Below are 16,675 nucleotides of genomic sequence, written 5' to 3' on the forward strand. Positions count from 1 at the left end.
TTGACATGTGCGCGAAACCTCACAAAACTGCGCAATAACAAGCAAAACTTGTGTGATCTTCGATCCAGGTGGTGGCGGATGCGGGTAGGCAGGCTGACGACATTGACGGCAGGGGCGGCGCTCCTGCTCGCGGGATGCGGCGGCGGGGACACGGCCGGTGGCACCGGTGAGAACGCGCTCCCGGGCGTCGACCAGTTCCTCAACGCGCCCTGTCCGGAGGCGGGAGTGAAACCCGCGACGGACAAGGAATTCACGTACTGGTCCATGTGGACGGCCGACGAGCCCCAGGGCAAGGTCCTCCAGAAGGCCCTCAAATGCTTCGAGGAGAAGACCGGCGTCAAGGTCGACGTGCAGTGGCTGGGCCGTAAGGCCTACACCCAGAACCTGGTGCCCGCGCTGAACACCGACGCCGTGCCGGATCTGTTCGACCAGGATGTCAGCAAGGTCGGCGCGGCGGTCATGACTCCGGGCGGCACGCAGAGCGTCGACGACGTGTTCGCGATGAAGGTCGGCGAGGGCGACAAGACCGTCAAGGACGTGCTTTCGCCCAGCTCGTACGACTTCCCGCAGAACAAGGACCGCGAAGGCCACAACTTCATGGTCCCGTACACGATCCAGTCGAGCGCCTGGTGGTTCAACAAGGACACCGCCGGCGACATCCAGCAGCCGAAGACGATGGACGAGCTGATCGGCCTGTTCGACAAGGCGAAGACCGACGGCAAGGCCGCCATCAGCCTCGACGGCGACATCCCGTTCTACAACATGTACTTCTACACCCAGCTGGCCGAGCGGTTCGTCGGCGCGGGCGGGCTGTACAAGGCGGCGACCGACAAGACCGGCCAGGCGTGGAAGACCGAGCCCGGTTTCCTCAAGGCCGCCGCCGAAACCGCGAAGCTGCCGAAGTACTTGATCGACGGCTGGGACGCGGCGAAGTTCCCGCAGGTGCAGCAGCGCTGGGCCGACGGCGACTCCCGTTTCCTCTACGTCGGCAGCTGGGCGCCGAGCGAGACCCGTGAGTACCTGGACAAGCAGGGCGCCGGAACGAAGATCAACTACGGCTCCTTCCAGTTCCCGATGCCCGCAGGCGCCACGCACGACACCGTCGAGCAGATGTCGATCGGGTTCTCGGTGACCAAGAAGGCCAAGCACGCCGAGGCGGCCAAGGCGTTCATCGCCTACTTCCTCAACAAGGACCTGCTCGCCGGGATCCCGATCGTGGCCGACAACCTCGTGCCGCGTGCCGACCTCGCCGTGCCGGACGACCTCAAGCAGGTCAAAGCCGCGCTGGACGACCCGAAGAAGGAGCACGTCCTGCAGTACGACGGGATCGACGGCATCGCCGGCGGCAAATGGCAGACCGACGTCTTCGACCCCGCCGACATCGCGCTGCTGAAGGGCCGGCTCACCCCGCAGCAGTTCGTGGACCAGCTCGCCGTCAAGAGCGCCGAGTTCTGGAAGAACCAGGGCTGATGGCCACGGTCACGACGCCGACGACACCGACGACGCCGACGACGCCGACGACACCGTCGGCGCGGGCGGTGAAGACCGGTGCGCACCTGCGCCGCAAGAAACGGCTGTTCTGGCCGTTCGCCGCACCGGCGCTGGTGCTGTACCTGGCCTTCCTGGTGCTGCCGACGATCGCGACCGTGGTGCTGAGCTTCACCAGCTGGGCGGGCGCCGGCGACACCCCCGAACCCAACGGGGTCACCAACTACACGCAGATGTGGACGAGCGACTCGTTCCAGTACGCCTTCCGCAACACGCTGATCTACGTGTTCCTCGGCGGGATCGGCACGTTCGCGCTGGCCTTCCTGTTCACCATGGTGCTGAGGGACATGAAGGGCGGCAAGATCGTCCGCGCCATCCTGTTCTTCCCGAACATCGTGGCGCCGGTGGCGCTCGGCATGTTCCTCGGCTTCGTGTTCAAGTACCAACCGGGGAAACAGGGGCTGGCGAACTACGTGCTGGAAAGCCTCGGCGCAGACGCGGTGAAGTTCCTCGCACCGTCCAATGTGACCGGTGTGGTGACGGCTTCGCTGATCTGGGCCAGTTCGGGCTTCTACATCACCATCCTGATGGCCGCGGTCGACCGCATCCCGCCGTATCTCTACGAGGACGCCGAACTGGGCGGCGCGTCGCCCTGGCAGAAGTTCAAGAACATCACGCTGCCGATGACCTGGGACGTCGTCGGCGTCGCCGGGGTGCTGTGGACGATCAACGCGCTCAAGATCTTCGAGCTGGTGTTCGTGCTGGCCGGTCCCGGCACCTACGCCCCGCCCAACGAGGCTTGGACGCTGGGGATCTACGTGTTCGACCGGACCTTCGGCTCGAACGGCACCCCGGACTTCGGTGCCGCCTGTGCCTGCGCGGTGGCGATGATCGCGCTGATGTCCGTGCTCGTCGTCCTGCTCCGCCGTCTGATGCGCCGTGACGCGATCCAGTTCTGAGGGAGACGAAATGTCCGTCACCGACGTCGAGGCGCCCGCGCGGCGACCGGCGAAACCGGTGCGCAAGCCGCCACGCAAACCGCGTCCGGCGCCCGGCTCCAAACGGTTCAGCCCGTTGCGGGTACTGGGTTCCACGATCGTGTGGCTGTTCACCGTCGGCAACATCCTGGTGCTGTACTGGCTGCTCACGGCGTCGTTCAAAACGCCGGTGGAGATCTTCACCAAGCCGTTCGCCCTGCCGTACCAGTGGTTCCAGAACGGCAAGCCGTTCCGGAACTTCGTCTACGCCTGGAACAACGCCGGTTTCGGCGACGCGGTGCTGACCACCGTGGTCCTGGTCGGGCTGGCGACGGTCGTGACCGTCGCCGTCTCGGCACCCTGCGCGTACGCCCTGACGAGGCTCGGCGTCCGCGGCGCCGGGCCGATGACGAACGTCGTCGCGATCGGCATGGGCGTGCCGTTCCAGACCGTGATCATCCCGCTGTTCGTGGTGCTCAGCAAAGTGCACATGGACAACGAGTACGGCCTGTTCGTGCTGTACGTGGCCCTGTCCATCCCGTTCACGGTGTTCCTGATGACCGGTTTCTTCCGGTCGCTGCCGGACGAGCTGGAGGAGGCGGCCGCGCTCGACGGCGCCTCGCCGACACGCACGTTCTTTTCGGTGATGCTGCCGCTGACCCGGGGCGGCATGATCACCGCGTTGACGCTGAACGCCATCGGACTGTGGAACGAGACGCTGCTGGCGATCGTCTTCCTCAAGGACCAAGCGCATTTCACGCTGTCCCGCGCGCTTTTCACCTTCTACGGGGCCGCGAGCTACCAATCGGAGTACGGCGGCCTGATCGCCGGTGTGGCGATCGTCGTGCTCCCGATGCTCGTGCTTTACCTCGTGCTCGCCCGCCGGATCATCACCGGCCTGACCCTCGGCGCCGGAAAGTAGGACCTGATGGCCACCGTGACCTTCTCCGACACCACCCGGTTCTACGCCGGAGTGGAACGTCCCGCGGTCGACGGACTCGACCTCGAGGTCGCCGACGGCGAGTTCCTGGTGCTGGTCGGCCCGTCCGGCTGCGGGAAGTCGACCACGTTGCGGATGCTCGCCGGGTTGGAAGGCGTCGACGACGGCTCCATTCACATCGGTGCCCGCGACGTCACCGAACTGCCGCCGAAGGACCGGGACATCGCGATGGTGTTCCAGAACTACGCGCTCTACCCGCATATGACGGTGGGGGAGAACATCGGCTTCCACCTGAAGCTGGCGAAGCTGGCCAAGGCCGAACGCGAACGCAAGGTACGCGAGGCCGCGGCCGTGCTCGACCTGACCGAGTACCTCGACCGCAAACCCGCGAACCTGTCCGGCGGCCAGCGGCAGCGGGTCGCGATGGGGCGGGCGATCGTGCGCGAGCCGAGTGTGTTCCTGATGGACGAACCACTGTCCAATCTGGACGCCAAACTCCGGGTGCAGACCCGGACGCAGATCGCGTCCCTGCAACGGCGGCTGGGCATCACGACGCTGTACGTCACGCACGACCAGGTCGAGGCGATGACCATGGGAGACCGGGTCGCCGTGCTGAAGGACGGGATCCTGCAACAGTGCGACACGCCCGTCGGGCTGTTCGCGAAGCCGGTCAACGTATTCGTCGCCGGGTTCATCGGCTCGCCCGCGATGAACCTGCTGGAGACCACTGTGGACAGCGGCGGTGCTGTCGCGGGCGGCACGCGGCTGCCGCTGACCCCGGCACAGCGTTCGGCGCTGACCGGCCCCGGCATCGTCGTCGGCGTCCGGCCCGAGAGCTGGACGATCGGGGACGGCGGTTTCGAAGCCGTCGTCGAGGTCGTCGAGGAACTGGGCAGCGACCAGTACCTCTACTGCCGGGACGGCGACCGCGTGCTGACCGTTCGCACCCCGGGCATGGCCCCGTGGCAGCGTGGCGAGCCGATCTCCCTGACGCCGCAACCGGGCGCGGTGCACCTGTTCGACGCCACGACCGGTGACAGGCTCCCGGACGCATGACCCGCCTGTACCGCACCGGGTTGCTGCTCCCGGCGGCTGTGCTGGGGCCGGAGAACCCGTTGCCGCCGCTCCGGAAACCCGAAGCGGTGGCGAAGGTGTCCAATGTGGACGAGCTGCCGCCGGACCTGGCGGAGAACATCGGCTACGGCCGTCTGGACACGCCGTTGCCGTGTCTGCTTCAGGACGGCTACACCCGGGAGCGCACGAAACGTGAGTTCCCGGCGTTGGTGCTGGAGAACGACAAGCTGCGCGCCACCGTGCTGCCTTCGCTGGGCGGGCGGCTGTACTCGCTGGTCCACAGGCCGTCCGGACGCGAACTGCTCTACCGCAATCCGGTGTTCCAGCCCGCGAACCTCGCGTTGCGGGACGCGTGGTTCGCCGGCGGCGTCGAATGGAACCTCGGGAGCACCGGGCATACGACGTTGACCTGCGAGCCGATGTTCGCGGCGGAGATCGAAGGGCCGGACGGCACACCGATACTGAGGTTGTGGGAGTGGGAACGCACCCGCGATCTGCCGTACCAGATCGATTTCTGGCTGCCCGACGGGTCGGATCGGCTGCTCGTGGCCGTGCGGGTGCGGAACCCGCATCCCTCCGACGTCCCGGTGTACTGGTGGTCGAACATCGCGGTGCCACAGAACGAAGGCACCCGCGTGCTGGCACCCGCGACCCAAGCTTGGCATTACGGCTATTCGGGACGGCTCGACCTGGTCGACGTCCCCGGCGAGCTGACCTATCCGGCCCGCGCCGAAACCGCGGCGGACTACTTCTTCGAGGTGACCGGAAGACCGTGGGTCGCGGCCGTCGAGGACGACGGGACGGGGCTGGTCCAGCTGTCCACCGGCCGGTTGCGCGGGCGCAAACTGTTCCTGTGGGGCGAGTCCACCGGTGGACGCCGCTGGCAGGAGTGGCTGGCTCCCGGAGCGGGCGGCTACCTGGAGATCCAGGCCGGTCTTACCCGCACCCAGCTGGAGCATCTGCGCTTGCCACCCGGGGAGAGCTGGGACTGGCTGGAGGCCTACGGCCCGGTCGCCGCCGATCCGGCCGCGGTGCACGGTGAAGACTGGGCGACGGCGCGCGAAGCCGTCGCCGCCGGTCTGCCGTCGGCGGAAGCCATGGACGAGTATCACGACGACTGGCGGAAGATCGCCGACGTCACCCCGGAATCCTTCCTGGCCACCGGCTCCGGCTGGGGTGCGCTGGAGCACCGGCGCACGCCGATGTCCCTGCCCGGCACGCCGTTCCCGGACGAATCGCTCGGGCCGGACCAGGAGCCCTGGCTCGCGTTGCTCGACGGGACGCCACCGGACGGGGCTCCACTCGCCGTGCCCCCACCGACGCTGGTGAACCGGTGCTGGACGGATCTCATGGAGTACGCCCCGAAGAATTGGCTGACCTGGTATCACCGCGGTGTCGCGCACTGGGCGGCCGGACGGCATTCGGACGCGGTCCGGGCCTGGCGCGAGTCCGTCTCGGCGGACGAGAACCCCTGGGCGCTGCGGAATCTGGCGGTCGCCACGGCGGGGCACGAGGCCGCCTGGCTGTACCGGCGGGCGGTCGCCCTCGCGCCGTCGATGCGGCCGCTGGTCGTCGAGGCGATCGCCGCGCAACTCGCGGCGGGGCTGCCGGAAGAGGCGAGCGCGCTGCTGGACGGGCTCCCCCGGGAAGGGCGGATCGCCTTGCTGACCGCCCGCACCCGGCTCGCCCAAGGCGACGTCGCCGGGGCCAAGGCCGTCTACGACACCGGTTTCGAGGTCGCGAACATCAGGGAAGGGGAAACGTCTCTATCGGACACTTGGGCGGCGGTTTCGGACGAACCGCTGCCGGAAGAACATGACTTCCGGATGAAGTGAGCGGCCGGGCCACTCGACCGGCGCGCCGCTCGCGGCGGACAACCGCGATGCAGCATACTGCTCGAAACAGTGGCCAACAGCGCAACGTCATGCGCGATAGGCCGCAGCGAGCTAGGAGTGGCGCCGATGGCCCGGCACGAACGGCTGAGCACCCTGCTGGACCTGCTGGGGCAGCGGGAAAAGATCGACGTCGAGGACGTGGCCGAGGAGTTGAACGTCTCCGCGGCCACGATCCGGCGCGACCTCGATCATCTGGCGGAACAGCAGTTGCTCACCCGTACCCGGGGTGGTGCGGTGGCCAACGATCTCGCCTACGACCTGCCGTTGCGCTACAAGACCGCGCGGCACGTGCCCGAGAAGCAGCGAATCAGCGTCGCGGCGGCGGCGCTCGTGGCGCAGGGCATGGTGGTCGGCCTCAACGGCGGGACGACCACCGCCGGGGTCGCGCGGTCGCTGGCCACCCGGTCCGATCTCGTCGGTCTCCGTGATTCGCCCGGCCTGACGGTGGTCACCAACGCGCTGAACATCGCGCACGAACTGGCGGTGCGGCCGCATGTGAAGATCGTGGTCACCGGCGGGGTCGCGCGTCCGCAGTCGTTCGAGCTCAGCGGTCCGCTGGCCACCCGCGTCCTCAGCGAACTGACGATCGACCTGCTGTTCCTCGGCGTCGACGCGTTCGACGCGGACGCCGGCGCCTTCGCGCACCACGAGGGCGAGGCGAGTATCAACCGGTTGATGGTCGAGCGCGCCGAACGTGTCGTCGCGGTCGCCGACGGTTCGAAGCTTGGCCGTCGCGCGTTCGCGCGGATCTGCGCGACCCCGCAGGTGCACGCCCTGGTCACCGATTCCAACGCCGATCCGAAGGTGCTGCGGGCGTTCGAGGCCGCGGGGGTCGAGGTCCAGGCCGTCTGACTCTTCGCGTTCAAGCACTTGAAGGCCCCCTTCCTCGCGCCCAGGTACAGGGTCCCGGCAAAGTCGCGTAACCACTGGTCAAGTGGGTGTTGCGGTGACAGGGGCGGGTTCGCCACAGTCGCCTGACATCTTTCTCGACTGTCCACGTAGGACGCTCCGGGGCTACAGTGCCCGATTTGGGCGTTTTTCGACCGGGTCGTGAGGGAAAAAGAGGGTTCTAGCCCTAAATTCCACTCACGACCCCAGTCGAAAAACGTACATAAACGCATCAAATGGACATCCAGCGGCCGAATCGTGTCCTTTGTGGACACTCGACGCTCAAGACATCCTGTCGTCCGCCCCCGTCGGAAGTCCAGTTCGAATCACCGAAGGCGCCACCGACCAGCGGCGATGCGACTTTGCCGGAACCCTGGCACCCAGGTATCGGAAGGGGGCCTTCATATACCTAGGTAGTCGTTGCCGCATAAGGATCTTCGTGCGACCCGACGAAAGTCGGCAGCACCGCTTCGGCGGATGACTTTGCGCGAACGGTGCGCTATACAGAGAACATCTTGCGTATTCATGCGCGAAAGGTGTCTCGAATGAGCAGAGTTGCGCAATCCCTGAGTTGTTTGGCCGCAGTGGCCTTACTCGGGCTTTCCCCGGTCGCCGCCCACGCCGATCCGGCCTCGGCGCCGTCCGGCAAACTGGGCGATCTCACCGGAATCTCCGGTGACGGCGCCACGGTCACCCTGAATTCGGGAAGCGCCGCCGTCCGCGTCAGCTTCCCGGCCGCGGGCGCCGTCCGTGTCTGGCTGGCGCCGGACGGCACGTTCACCGATCCGGCCGGAAGCAAGATCGTGCTGCCGCGCACCGGCGCCCCGGCGACACCGAAGAGGACCGACAAGGGGGACTACTGGGCGGTTTCCACACCCAAGGCCACGCTGCGGGCGTACAAGCACCCGTTGCGGCTCGCGTTGTACGACGGCGCGGACCGCGAGCGGCTCTGGGAGGAGTCGGCGCCGCTGTCCTGGACCGACAAGCAGACCACGCAGACCCTGGCGCGGACGGCGGCCGAGCAGTTCGTCGGCGGCGGTGAGCAGAACGGCAGGTTCAGCCACCGCGACCAGACGATCCGGATCTTCGCCGACTACAACTGGAACGACGGCGGGGCCCCGAACTCGCAGCCGTTCTACGCCTCATCGGCGGGATACGGCGTGCTGCGCAACACCTTCGCGCAAGGCACCTACGCCTTCACCGAGCCGGTGCGCACCACGCACGACGAGCGCCGCTTCGACGCGACGTACGTCGTCGGCAACGGGCTCAAGGACGTCATCACCGGCTACACCGATCTCGTCGGGAAGCCTTTCCTGCCACCGCTCTACGGTCTCGAACACGGTGACGCCGACTGCTACCTGCACAACGCCAACCGCGGTGAGCGGCACACGCTGGACGCGGTGAAGGTCGCGGAGGGGTACACCGAGCACGGGATGCCCAACGGCTGGATGCTGGTCAACGACGGCTACGGCTGCGGGTACGAGAACCTCCAGCAGACGGGCGAAGGCCTGCGCAAGAACGGCATGCAACTCGGACTGTGGACCGAGAACGGCGTGCCGAACCAGGTCGAGGAGGTCAAGGCCGGGGTCCGGGTCCGCAAACTCGACGTCGCGTGGGTCGGCCCGGGCTACGAGTTCGCGCTGGACGCCTGCGATACCGCGTACAAGGGCATCGAGGACAACAGCGACGCGCGTGGTTTCGTCTGGACGCCGGTCAGCTGGGCGGGCGCGCAACGCTGTGGCGTGCTGTGGAGCGGCGACCAGGCCGGTTCCTACGACTACATCAAGTGGCAGATCCCGACCTACGCCGGTGCCACGACCTCGGGAATCGCGTACAACACCGGCGACATCGACGGCATCTTCGGCGGCAGCCCGCAGACTTACGTCCGCGACCTGCAGTGGAAGGCGTTCCTGCCGGTCTCGATGACGATGGACGGCTGGGCCGCGTCGGACAAGCAGCCGTGGCGCTACGGCGAGCCGTACACCTCGATCAACCGCAAGTACCTGCTGCTCAAGGAGAGGCTGCTGCCCTACACCTACAGCCATTCGGTGGAGGCGCACAAAACCGGCGTCGGCCAGGTCCGCCCGCTGGCGCTCGAATACCCGGACGACCCGAACGTCTGGGGCGAGAAGGCGAAGTACGAGTTCCTGTCCGGCAAGGACTTCCTGGTCGCGCCGGTGTACGAGAACTCGACCGTGCGCAACGGCATCTACCTGCCGAAGGGCACCTGGGTCGACTACTGGAGCGGCAAGACCTACACCGGACCGACCACTGTGGACGGTTACGACGCGCCGCTCGACACGCTGCCGCTGTTCGTCCGCGCCGGGGCCGTGGTGCCGATGTGGGCCGAGGGCACGAAGTCGTGGCAGACCAGGGACAAGAACGTACTCGATCTCGACGTCTACCCGCAGGGCAAGGGCTCGTTCACGCTCACCGAGGACGACGGCGTGACTCGCGCCTACAAGAACGGCGACCAGGCGAAGCAGACGTTCACCGTCGACGCGCCGATGTCCGGCCTGGGCACGGTGACGGTCGGAATCGGTGCCAGTTCCGGTTTCTACGCCGGGAAGCCCGCGTCGCGGAACTACCAGCTCACCGTCCACACGGGAAGCAAGCCCGCGACCGTGCTGGCCGGGACCTCGATCCTGCGGCAGTACGGCAGCAAGGCCGAACTGGACGCGGCGTCGTCGGGCTGGTGGTTCGACCCCGCCGTCGGTGGGGTCGCGCGCGTCAAAACCGGCAAGGTCGGTGCCGGTGACCGTCAAGACGTCCGGCTGTTCGGCACGAGCGCGGTCGGTGGGATTTTCCCCGAAGACCGCAACGGCTCGGTCGCCCTGTCCCTGCCGGTGGTCGCCGGTCCCGGGCAGACCGCGACGGGCACGCTGAGCTTCACCAACGGCACGCCCCTGCCGGTCCGGAACGTCAAGTTCTCCTTGCCCGCAAACGGCTTCCGCGCCGAGGTGCCGGCCGGGCCGCGACTGGTGATGCCCGGCGAGACCGTGCGGGTGCCAGTGAAGGTGACTCCGGACGCGGGGATCGAACCGGACGATTACCAGCTCACCGCGTCGGCGTCGTACCAGGCGCGGCTCGGGGAGAACCGGGTCACCGACTCGGCGACGGTCACCGTGCCGCACGCTTCGCTGGCCGCGGCCTACGGCAACGTCGGCGTCACCGACGCGGCCCACGTCGCGGTGGGGGACATCGACGGCGGTGGCAGCAGTTTCCGCGCGGAAGGCCTCGCCGAAGCCGGCCTCAAGCCCGGTGCCGGCTTCTCCGCGCTGGGTGCTCAGCTGACCTGGCCGCAAACCGGAACGGGGCGGAAGGACAACGTCCTCGCGTCCGGACAGACCATCGCGGTGCGGGGAGCGGGCGCCAAACTGGTGCTGGCGGGAACCGGTACGGGCACGGCGAAGGGCGCTGTCGTCGTCCGCTACGCCGACGGCAGTACCAGTCAAGCCGAACTCGGTTTCCCCAATTGGTGCTGTGCCGATCCGGCCCAGTACGGCGCGACCACGGTGGCGACCGTGCTGGGCAAGAACACCCGCGCGGGGACGGCCTACCCGACCACGCCGTACCGGGTGTTCGCGAATTCCGTCCCGTTGACCGCGGGGAAGGAGGTCGTCGCGGTGACGCTTCCGTCCAACACCGCGATGCACGTCTTCGCCGCGGGCATCGGCTGACCTAGCGGTCCGTGAAGGCCTCCTTGAGGGACCCAGAGTCCTTCAAGGAGGCCTTCACGGCACGTTCGGGGTCACGACTACGCCCGGATACCCCCGCGACAGGCAGAATCGACGGGGTGCGCATCGGAATCGTTCGGGCTCTCGCGGCGGCCGCGCTCCTGCTCGCCGGCTGCTCCGGAGAACAACCACCAAAGACGCCCCCCAAACCCGTCTACGACCTGCCCGCACGGGAGGTCCGGCCGGACGAGACCGCGCTGCACCTGCCGCCGGTGCTCAACGGGGAGACCGAGTTCGCCGTCATCGGACTGGCCGCCGGGCTGCCCAGCCTCACCGGCAGCCACACCGAGTTCGACGCGAAAGGACGGTTCGTCCGGCTCCGGCTGGTGGTGACGGGGAAGGGCCTGTCCGGCATCCTCTTCGACACTCGCCGCCAGCAGCTCGTCACCGATTCCGGTGCGGTGATCGCGGTCGACAACCAGGCGATGACCATCAAGCGCCAGCCCGACAAGTTCGAGCTGGGACGCGGGGTGCGGGTCGAGTTCGACCTCTACTTCGACCTCCCCGAAGAGGCGAAGCCGGTGGTGCTCCGGGCTTTCGGTGGCCCAACGCTCACCGACATGAAGAACCTCACCGGCACCGACGTCAAGCTGACGTGAGCTGTGCGGGTAAGTCACTGCTCCTGCCGCTGATTCGACACACAAGAAAGGGCCCCGCCGCGAAAGCGACGGGGCCCTCTCGAAGGCGTCAGGCGCCCAGGTCGCCACCGAGGTAGGCGGCCCGCACCTGCGGGTCGTCCAGCAGCTCGGCGCCGCGGGCGCTCTTGACCACTTGACCGGTCTCCAGCACGTACGCACGGTCGGAGAGCTTCAGCGCCTGCTGCGCGTTCTGCTCCACCAGCAGGACCGTGGTCCCGCGCTTGTTGATCTCGCGGATGATGTCGAAGATCTGCGCGATCAGCATCGGCGCCAGGCCCATGGACGGCTCGTCGAGCAGCAGCACCTTGGGCTTGGTCATCAGCGCGCGGCCGATGGCGATCATCTGTTGTTCGCCACCGGACATCGTGCCGCCGAACTGGGTCTTGCGTTCGTTCAGCCGCGGGAACAGCTCGTAGACCTCGTCGAGGTCGGCTTTCAGATCGTCCTTGCGGGTGTAGGCACCCATCAGGAGGTTCTCCTGCACCGTCATACCGGGGAACACCCCCCGGCCTTCCGGCGACTGGCCGATCCCTAGTTCGACCCGTTTGTGACCGGGTGTCTTCGAGATGTCCTTGCCGTCGAAGAGGATCCGGCCACTGGTCAGCGGACGCAGACCCGAGATCGTCTTCAGCGTCGTGGTCTTGCCGGCGCCGTTGGCCCCGATGAGCGAAACGATCTCACCCTCGCCGACCTCGATGGTCATGCCTTTGAGCGCGGCGATCTTCCCGTAGTGGACGTTGATGTCCTGAACCTCAAGAAGCATCTTCCGCCACCCCCAGGTAAGCCTCGATCACCTTTTGGTTGTTCTGCACCTCGTGGGGGAGCCCTTCTGCGATCTTCTGGCCGAAGTCGAGCACGGCCAGCCGGTCGCTGATGTGCATGACCAGGCTCATGTCGTGCTCGATGAGCAGCACGGTCCGGCCGTCGTCACGGATCTTGCGGATCAGCTGCTGCAGCGAGTTCTTCTCCGCCGGGTTCATCCCGGCGGCGGGCTCGTCGAGCAGCAGCAGCTTCGGGTCGGTCGCGAGCGCACGCGCGATCTCCAGACGGCGCTGGTCGCCGTAGGAGAGGTTCTTCGCGGTGTTGTTCTCGACCCGGCCGATCCCGACGAAGTCCAGCAGTTCCCTCGCCAGCTCGCGGCCCCGCTTTTCCTCCTTGCGGTGCCGCGGCAGGCCGAGCGTCGCCGAAATCGCGCCGGTCTTGTGGTGCGAGTCGGCACCGACCATCACGTTTTCGAGCGCCGACATGTTGTGGAACAGCCGGATGTTCTGGAAGGTCCGCGCGATCCCGGCCTGGTTGATCTTGAACCGCTTCGTCCCGTCGACCCGGGTGTCGCCGAAGCGCACCTGGCCTTCGGACGGCCGGTAGACGCCGGTGACCACGTTGAACACGGTGGTCTTTCCCGCGCCGTTCGGGCCGATCAGGGCGAAGATCTCACCTTGGTTGATGGTGAGGTTGACTTCCTTCAAGGCCGTGACACCGCCGAAGCGCATCGTCACGTTGTCGAATTCGAGCAGTGCGCTCATTTCGTCACCTCCGCCGAAGCCTCGGAATCCGGACCCGCGACTTCGGCGCCCATGGCACCCATCCCGCCCGTTCCTTCGTGTAGTTCCGCCTTGCGCTGCCGCGAAGGCAGCAGACCCTCCGGCCGCAGCGCCATCATCAGCACCAGCACGCCACCGAAGATCAGGATGCGGTACTCGGACAGGAACCGGAACCGCTCCGGAAGCCAGGCGACCAGGAAAGCACCGAGAATGACGCCGGGCAGGTTGCCCGCTCCACCGAGCACCACGGCCGCGAGGATGGTCGCGGACAGGATGAACGGGAAGTTGTTCGGCTCGATGAAGACGGCCTTGCTGGCGTAGACCACGCCGGCCATACCGCCGAGCATCGCGCCGATGGCGAATGCCAGCAGCTTGAACTTGAAAGTCGGGACGCCCATCAGTTCGGCGGCGTCCTCGTCCTCCCGGATCGCCGCCCACGCCCGGCCGACGCGGCTTCGGTGCAGTCGCACCGAGAAGACGATCGCGACGACGATCGCCGCCAGGATGAGGTAGTAGTACGGCGCCGGATCGAGCAGGAACTCGGTCCCGAACATGGGCTCCGGGTGCGGGATGTTGGTGATACCGCGGGCGCCGCCGATGGCGTCGGTGTTCGTCGCGGTGATCCGGACGATCTCCCCGAAACCAAGGGTCACGATGGCCAGGTAGTCACCGCGCAGCCGCAGCGTCGGAGCGCCGAGGATCACCCCCGACATCGCCGCCAGGAAGATGCCGAGCACGAGCGTGCCCCAGAATCCCCAGCCGTGCTGGGTGCCCATCACGGCGAGCGTGTAGGCGCCGATCGCGAAGAACGCGACGAAACCGAGGTCGAGCATGCCCGCGTGACCGACGACGATGTTCAGGCCGATCGCCAGCAGGATGTAGACCCCGACCGGGAAGATCAGGACCGTGGTCCAGTCCGATTCCGGGGACATGAACGAACCGATCGCGGGCGCGGGCAGGATCAGCGCGCCGATGATCAGGGCGAGGTAAACGCCATAACGCTGCCAATGCGGGGCCCGAGCCCACCAGTCCCGCATACCGTCGACGGGGTGAAACCCGGCGCGCGCGGGCTTTCCGTTTTCTGTAGCCACTTCTTCGTTGCCCTTCATGCGCGTGCCCGCTGCAGCGATTCACCGAGGATGCCGGTGGGTCGGAACATCAGGACCAGCACCAGTACCACGAAGGCGGTGACGTCCTTCCATTGCGAACCGAAGAAGATCGAACTCCAGTTCTCCACCAGCCCGAGCACGATGCCACCGAGCAGAGCGCCGCGCAGGTTGCCGATACCTCCCAGCACGGCCGCGGTGAACGCCTTGATGCCCAGGAGGAACCCGATCCGGTAATCGGTGTTCTCGTACTCCATGACGTACAGCGCGGCGGCGACACCGGCCATCGCGCCACCGAGCAGGAACGTGAGGCGCACGATCTTGTCGATGCTGACGCCCATCAGCACGGCGGCTTCGGGATCCTGTGCCGTGGCACGGATACCGCGGCCGATGCGGGTGCGGCTCACCAGCTGGTCGAGGACGACCATCATGATCACGGCACCGACGATGACGAACACGTGGTCCGTGCGCACGACACCGTTGCCGATGCGGAAGAGCTCCTCGTGCGGGATGAACCGCGGCGCGTTCTGTTGCACACGGCCGGACTTGTCCGTGATCCATTCGATGACCTCGAGACCGAACAGCTCCTGCAGGAACAGCGAGGCGCCGATGGCGGAGATCAGGGCGGCAAGGCGGGTCGCGCCCTTCTTGCGGAGTGGCCGGTACGCCACTTGCTCCAGCAACACCGCCGCGCCGCCGGACACGGCGGCCGAAGCGATGATGATCAGCAGCAGCACGGCGATCATCCCGAACACGCCGAGCGTGATCGGGGCGGTGCCGCCCGCGATGGTGATCAGGACGAACAGGGACGTGATCGTCCCGATCATGAAGATCTCGGAATGTGCGAAGTTGATGAGCCGGAGCACGCCGTAGACCATTGTGTAGCCGAGGGCGATGAGCGCGTAGATGCTTCCGGCGACCAGTCCGCCGATGGTGCTACCGAGGAACTGGGCTTGCAGATCTTGAAGCATGACGTGGATGCCTTACGGGACGGGGCGGATTCTTTCGCCACATTTGCGGGAAGCGGGGGTGCCGTGTTCGCACAGCGCCCCCGCCTCCGTTAGGTGTTCCTACCTGCTCCGTCAGCCGTTGAGCTTGGCTTCGGTCGAGGCGCCGAGGTTCTTGATGACGCCGTTGGTGACCTGGTAGACGTAGATCGCGTTCGTCTGCGGCTCGCCGTTCTCCTTGAACTTGATCTGCTTCGAGACACCCTTGAAGTCGACCGTCTTCAGGAACTCGTTGATCTTCTCCGAAGTGGTGTTGCCCGCCTTGACCGCGTTGATGATGGCGGTCGCGGCGTCGTAGCCCTCGGTCGCGTAGATCGCCGGGTCGGCGTTGTACGCGGCCTTGTACTTGGTGACGAACTCGTCGCCCGTGCCGGCGTCCTTGATGTTGCAGGGGCAGCCGATGACGGCCTTCTCGGCGGCGGCGGTACCCGCGCCGCTCACGAGCTGGGCGTCGAGCGAACCGTCGCCGGTGGCGAAGATCGCGGTCACCTGGCTGTCACGCAGCTGCTTGAGCAGACGGCTGCCCTGGGCGTAGTAGCCACCGAAGAGGATGACGTCCGGGTTGGCGGCCTTGACCTTCTGCGCGGTCGAGGAGTAGTCCGACGCGTCCTTGGCGAACTTGTCGCGATCGACCGGGATGTTCTTTTCCTTGAAGGTCTTCTCGAAGGCGTCCGCCAGGCCGACGCTGTATTCCTGGTCGTCCGAGATGACGTAGGCCTTCTTCGGCGACTTCGCCGTGATGAGGAAGTTCGCGATGGCCGGGCCCTGGTCGTTGTCGTTCGCGACGACACGGTGCCAGTACTTCCAGCCGTTGGCGGCCAGACCCGGACCCGTCGCCGAGGGCGAGACACTCGGGATCTTGCTCTGCTCCAGCTGTCCGCCGATGGCCTTCGACTCACCGGAGAAGGCCGGGCCGATCAGCGCGGTGATCTTGTCCTGGCCGACGGCGGTCGCGATCAGCGACGTCGCCTGCTCGGGCTTGCCCTGACTGTCGTATTCCTTGAGCTCCAGCTTCGTCGCCGGGTTCGTCTTGTTGTACTCGTCGATAGCGAGCTTCGCGCCGTTGCGGGGCGGGATCACGATCCCGGAGTTCTCACCGGTGAGGTCACCCATGAACCCGATCTTCAGCGTGCTGCTGTCACCGCTGCCGGACGAGCTGCTGCCGCCTGCACAGCCCGCCAGCGCCAGCGACGCAGCCGCCGCGACGGCGAAAACCCGTCCAAAACGCACTCCTGACACCGACTACCTCCCATGACCAACCAGCCGCCGGTAGGCGTTGCCCCCGACACAGGGGCTAGGTTAGGGCAGGAAGATATCCCCCTACGCCATGATCTGCCCAGACGGCCATCACTCTGTGTCCACATCGTGACGGTCGAAACCA

General features: G+C 66.8%; 13 protein-coding genes. 8 read left to right on the forward strand and 5 right to left on the reverse strand.

Annotated features, from left to right (window positions below; translation table 11 throughout):
- The first annotated feature begins 78 nt into the window (after positions 1-78).
- From ACZ6DT_RS13930 to ACZ6DT_RS13965, 8 genes are all read left to right on the forward strand, one after another.
- A complete protein-coding gene (locus ACZ6DT_RS13930) occupies positions 79-1,470 on the forward strand; it encodes an ABC transporter substrate-binding protein (RefSeq protein WP_465593645.1) in 1,392 nt (463 codons plus the stop codon).
- Positions 1,470-2,447 (forward strand): carbohydrate ABC transporter permease, encoded by a 978-nt coding sequence (locus ACZ6DT_RS13935; RefSeq protein WP_465593648.1) that lies wholly within the window; start codon positions 1,470-1,472, stop codon positions 2,445-2,447. The genes ACZ6DT_RS13930 and ACZ6DT_RS13935 overlap by 1 nt, the downstream gene beginning before the upstream one ends.
- Before the next feature lie 10 nt (positions 2,448-2,457).
- Positions 2,458-3,387, forward strand: a complete 930-nt coding sequence (locus ACZ6DT_RS13940; RefSeq protein WP_465593651.1) for a carbohydrate ABC transporter permease — start codon at positions 2,458-2,460, stop codon at positions 3,385-3,387.
- A gap of 6 nt (positions 3,388-3,393) precedes the next feature.
- On the forward strand, positions 3,394-4,461 hold the full coding sequence (locus tag ACZ6DT_RS13945; protein ID WP_465593654.1) for an ABC transporter ATP-binding protein: 1,068 nt from the start codon (positions 3,394-3,396) through the stop codon (positions 4,459-4,461).
- Positions 4,458-6,314 carry a DUF5107 domain-containing protein gene (locus ACZ6DT_RS13950; RefSeq protein WP_465593656.1) on the forward strand — a complete coding sequence of 619 codons (1,857 nt, stop codon included), beginning with the start codon at positions 4,458-4,460 and terminating at the stop codon, positions 6,312-6,314. The genes ACZ6DT_RS13945 and ACZ6DT_RS13950 overlap by 4 nt, the downstream gene beginning before the upstream one ends.
- A 126-nt stretch (positions 6,315-6,440) precedes the next feature.
- The gene (locus ACZ6DT_RS13955; RefSeq protein WP_465593659.1) at positions 6,441-7,226 is read left to right on the forward strand and encodes a DeoR/GlpR family DNA-binding transcription regulator; all 786 of its coding nucleotides are present in this window, start codon (positions 6,441-6,443) and stop codon (positions 7,224-7,226) included.
- A gap of 581 nt (positions 7,227-7,807) precedes the next feature.
- Positions 7,808-10,942: a TIM-barrel domain-containing protein gene (locus tag ACZ6DT_RS13960; protein ID WP_465593661.1), complete on the forward strand. Its 3,135-nt coding sequence runs from the start codon at positions 7,808-7,810 to the stop codon at positions 10,940-10,942.
- A 116-nt stretch (positions 10,943-11,058) separates the two neighbouring features.
- Entirely contained in the window at positions 11,059-11,598 is a 540-nt protein-coding gene (locus ACZ6DT_RS13965) for a hypothetical protein (RefSeq protein ID WP_465593664.1), read from the forward strand.
- Between the two features lie 88 nt (positions 11,599-11,686).
- On the opposite strand, the gene ACZ6DT_RS13970 is transcribed toward ACZ6DT_RS13965, so the two are convergent.
- The 5 genes from ACZ6DT_RS13970 to ACZ6DT_RS13990 form a co-directional block, all read right to left on the reverse strand.
- Complete coding sequence (locus ACZ6DT_RS13970) at positions 11,687-12,400, reverse strand: ABC transporter ATP-binding protein (protein WP_465593667.1); 714 nt, start codon at positions 12,398-12,400, stop codon at positions 11,687-11,689.
- Entirely contained in the window at positions 12,390-13,163 is a 774-nt protein-coding gene (locus ACZ6DT_RS13975) for an ABC transporter ATP-binding protein (protein WP_465593670.1), read from the reverse strand. The genes ACZ6DT_RS13970 and ACZ6DT_RS13975 overlap by 11 nt, the downstream gene beginning before the upstream one ends.
- Positions 13,160-14,290: a branched-chain amino acid ABC transporter permease gene (locus ACZ6DT_RS13980; RefSeq protein WP_465593673.1), complete on the reverse strand. Its 1,131-nt coding sequence runs from the start codon at positions 14,288-14,290 to the stop codon at positions 13,160-13,162. The genes ACZ6DT_RS13975 and ACZ6DT_RS13980 overlap by 4 nt, the downstream gene beginning before the upstream one ends.
- Positions 14,287-15,258 (reverse strand): branched-chain amino acid ABC transporter permease, encoded by a 972-nt coding sequence (locus ACZ6DT_RS13985; RefSeq protein ID WP_465593676.1) that lies wholly within the window; start codon positions 15,256-15,258, stop codon positions 14,287-14,289. The genes ACZ6DT_RS13980 and ACZ6DT_RS13985 overlap by 4 nt, the downstream gene beginning before the upstream one ends.
- A gap of 111 nt (positions 15,259-15,369) precedes the next feature.
- Positions 15,370-16,524 (reverse strand): branched-chain amino acid ABC transporter substrate-binding protein, encoded by a 1,155-nt coding sequence (locus ACZ6DT_RS13990; RefSeq protein WP_465593679.1) that lies wholly within the window; start codon positions 16,522-16,524, stop codon positions 15,370-15,372.
- Positions 16,525-16,675: the final 151 nt, after the last annotated feature.

This window comes from Amycolatopsis sp. NPDC041971, assembly GCF_055588925.1.

What these genes read in the sequence shown, in the direction of transcription:
- ACZ6DT_RS13930 (WP_465593645.1), top strand. Translation starts at nt 79, where the DNA reads ATGCGGGTAGGCAGGCTGACGACATTGACGGCAGGGGCGGCGCTCCTG.
- ACZ6DT_RS13935 (WP_465593648.1), top strand. Translation starts at nt 1,470, where the DNA reads ATGGCCACGGTCACGACGCCGACGACACCGACGACGCCGACGACGCCG.
- ACZ6DT_RS13940 (WP_465593651.1), top strand. Translation starts at nt 2,458, where the DNA reads ATGTCCGTCACCGACGTCGAGGCGCCCGCGCGGCGACCGGCGAAACCG.
- ACZ6DT_RS13945 (WP_465593654.1), top strand. Translation starts at nt 3,394, where the DNA reads ATGGCCACCGTGACCTTCTCCGACACCACCCGGTTCTACGCCGGAGTG.
- ACZ6DT_RS13950 (WP_465593656.1), top strand. Translation starts at nt 4,458, where the DNA reads ATGACCCGCCTGTACCGCACCGGGTTGCTGCTCCCGGCGGCTGTGCTG.
- ACZ6DT_RS13955 (WP_465593659.1), top strand. Translation starts at nt 6,441, where the DNA reads ATGGCCCGGCACGAACGGCTGAGCACCCTGCTGGACCTGCTGGGGCAG.
- ACZ6DT_RS13960 (WP_465593661.1), top strand. Translation starts at nt 7,808, where the DNA reads ATGAGCAGAGTTGCGCAATCCCTGAGTTGTTTGGCCGCAGTGGCCTTA.
- ACZ6DT_RS13970 (WP_465593667.1), bottom strand. Translation starts at nt 12,400, where the DNA reads ATGCTTCTTGAGGTTCAGGACATCAACGTCCACTACGGGAAGATCGCC.
- ACZ6DT_RS13975 (WP_465593670.1), bottom strand. Translation starts at nt 13,163, where the DNA reads ATGAGCGCACTGCTCGAATTCGACAACGTGACGATGCGCTTCGGCGGT.
- ACZ6DT_RS13980 (WP_465593673.1), bottom strand. Translation starts at nt 14,290, where the DNA reads ATGAAGGGCAACGAAGAAGTGGCTACAGAAAACGGAAAGCCCGCGCGC.
- ACZ6DT_RS13985 (WP_465593676.1), bottom strand. Translation starts at nt 15,258, where the DNA reads ATGCTTCAAGATCTGCAAGCCCAGTTCCTCGGTAGCACCATCGGCGGA.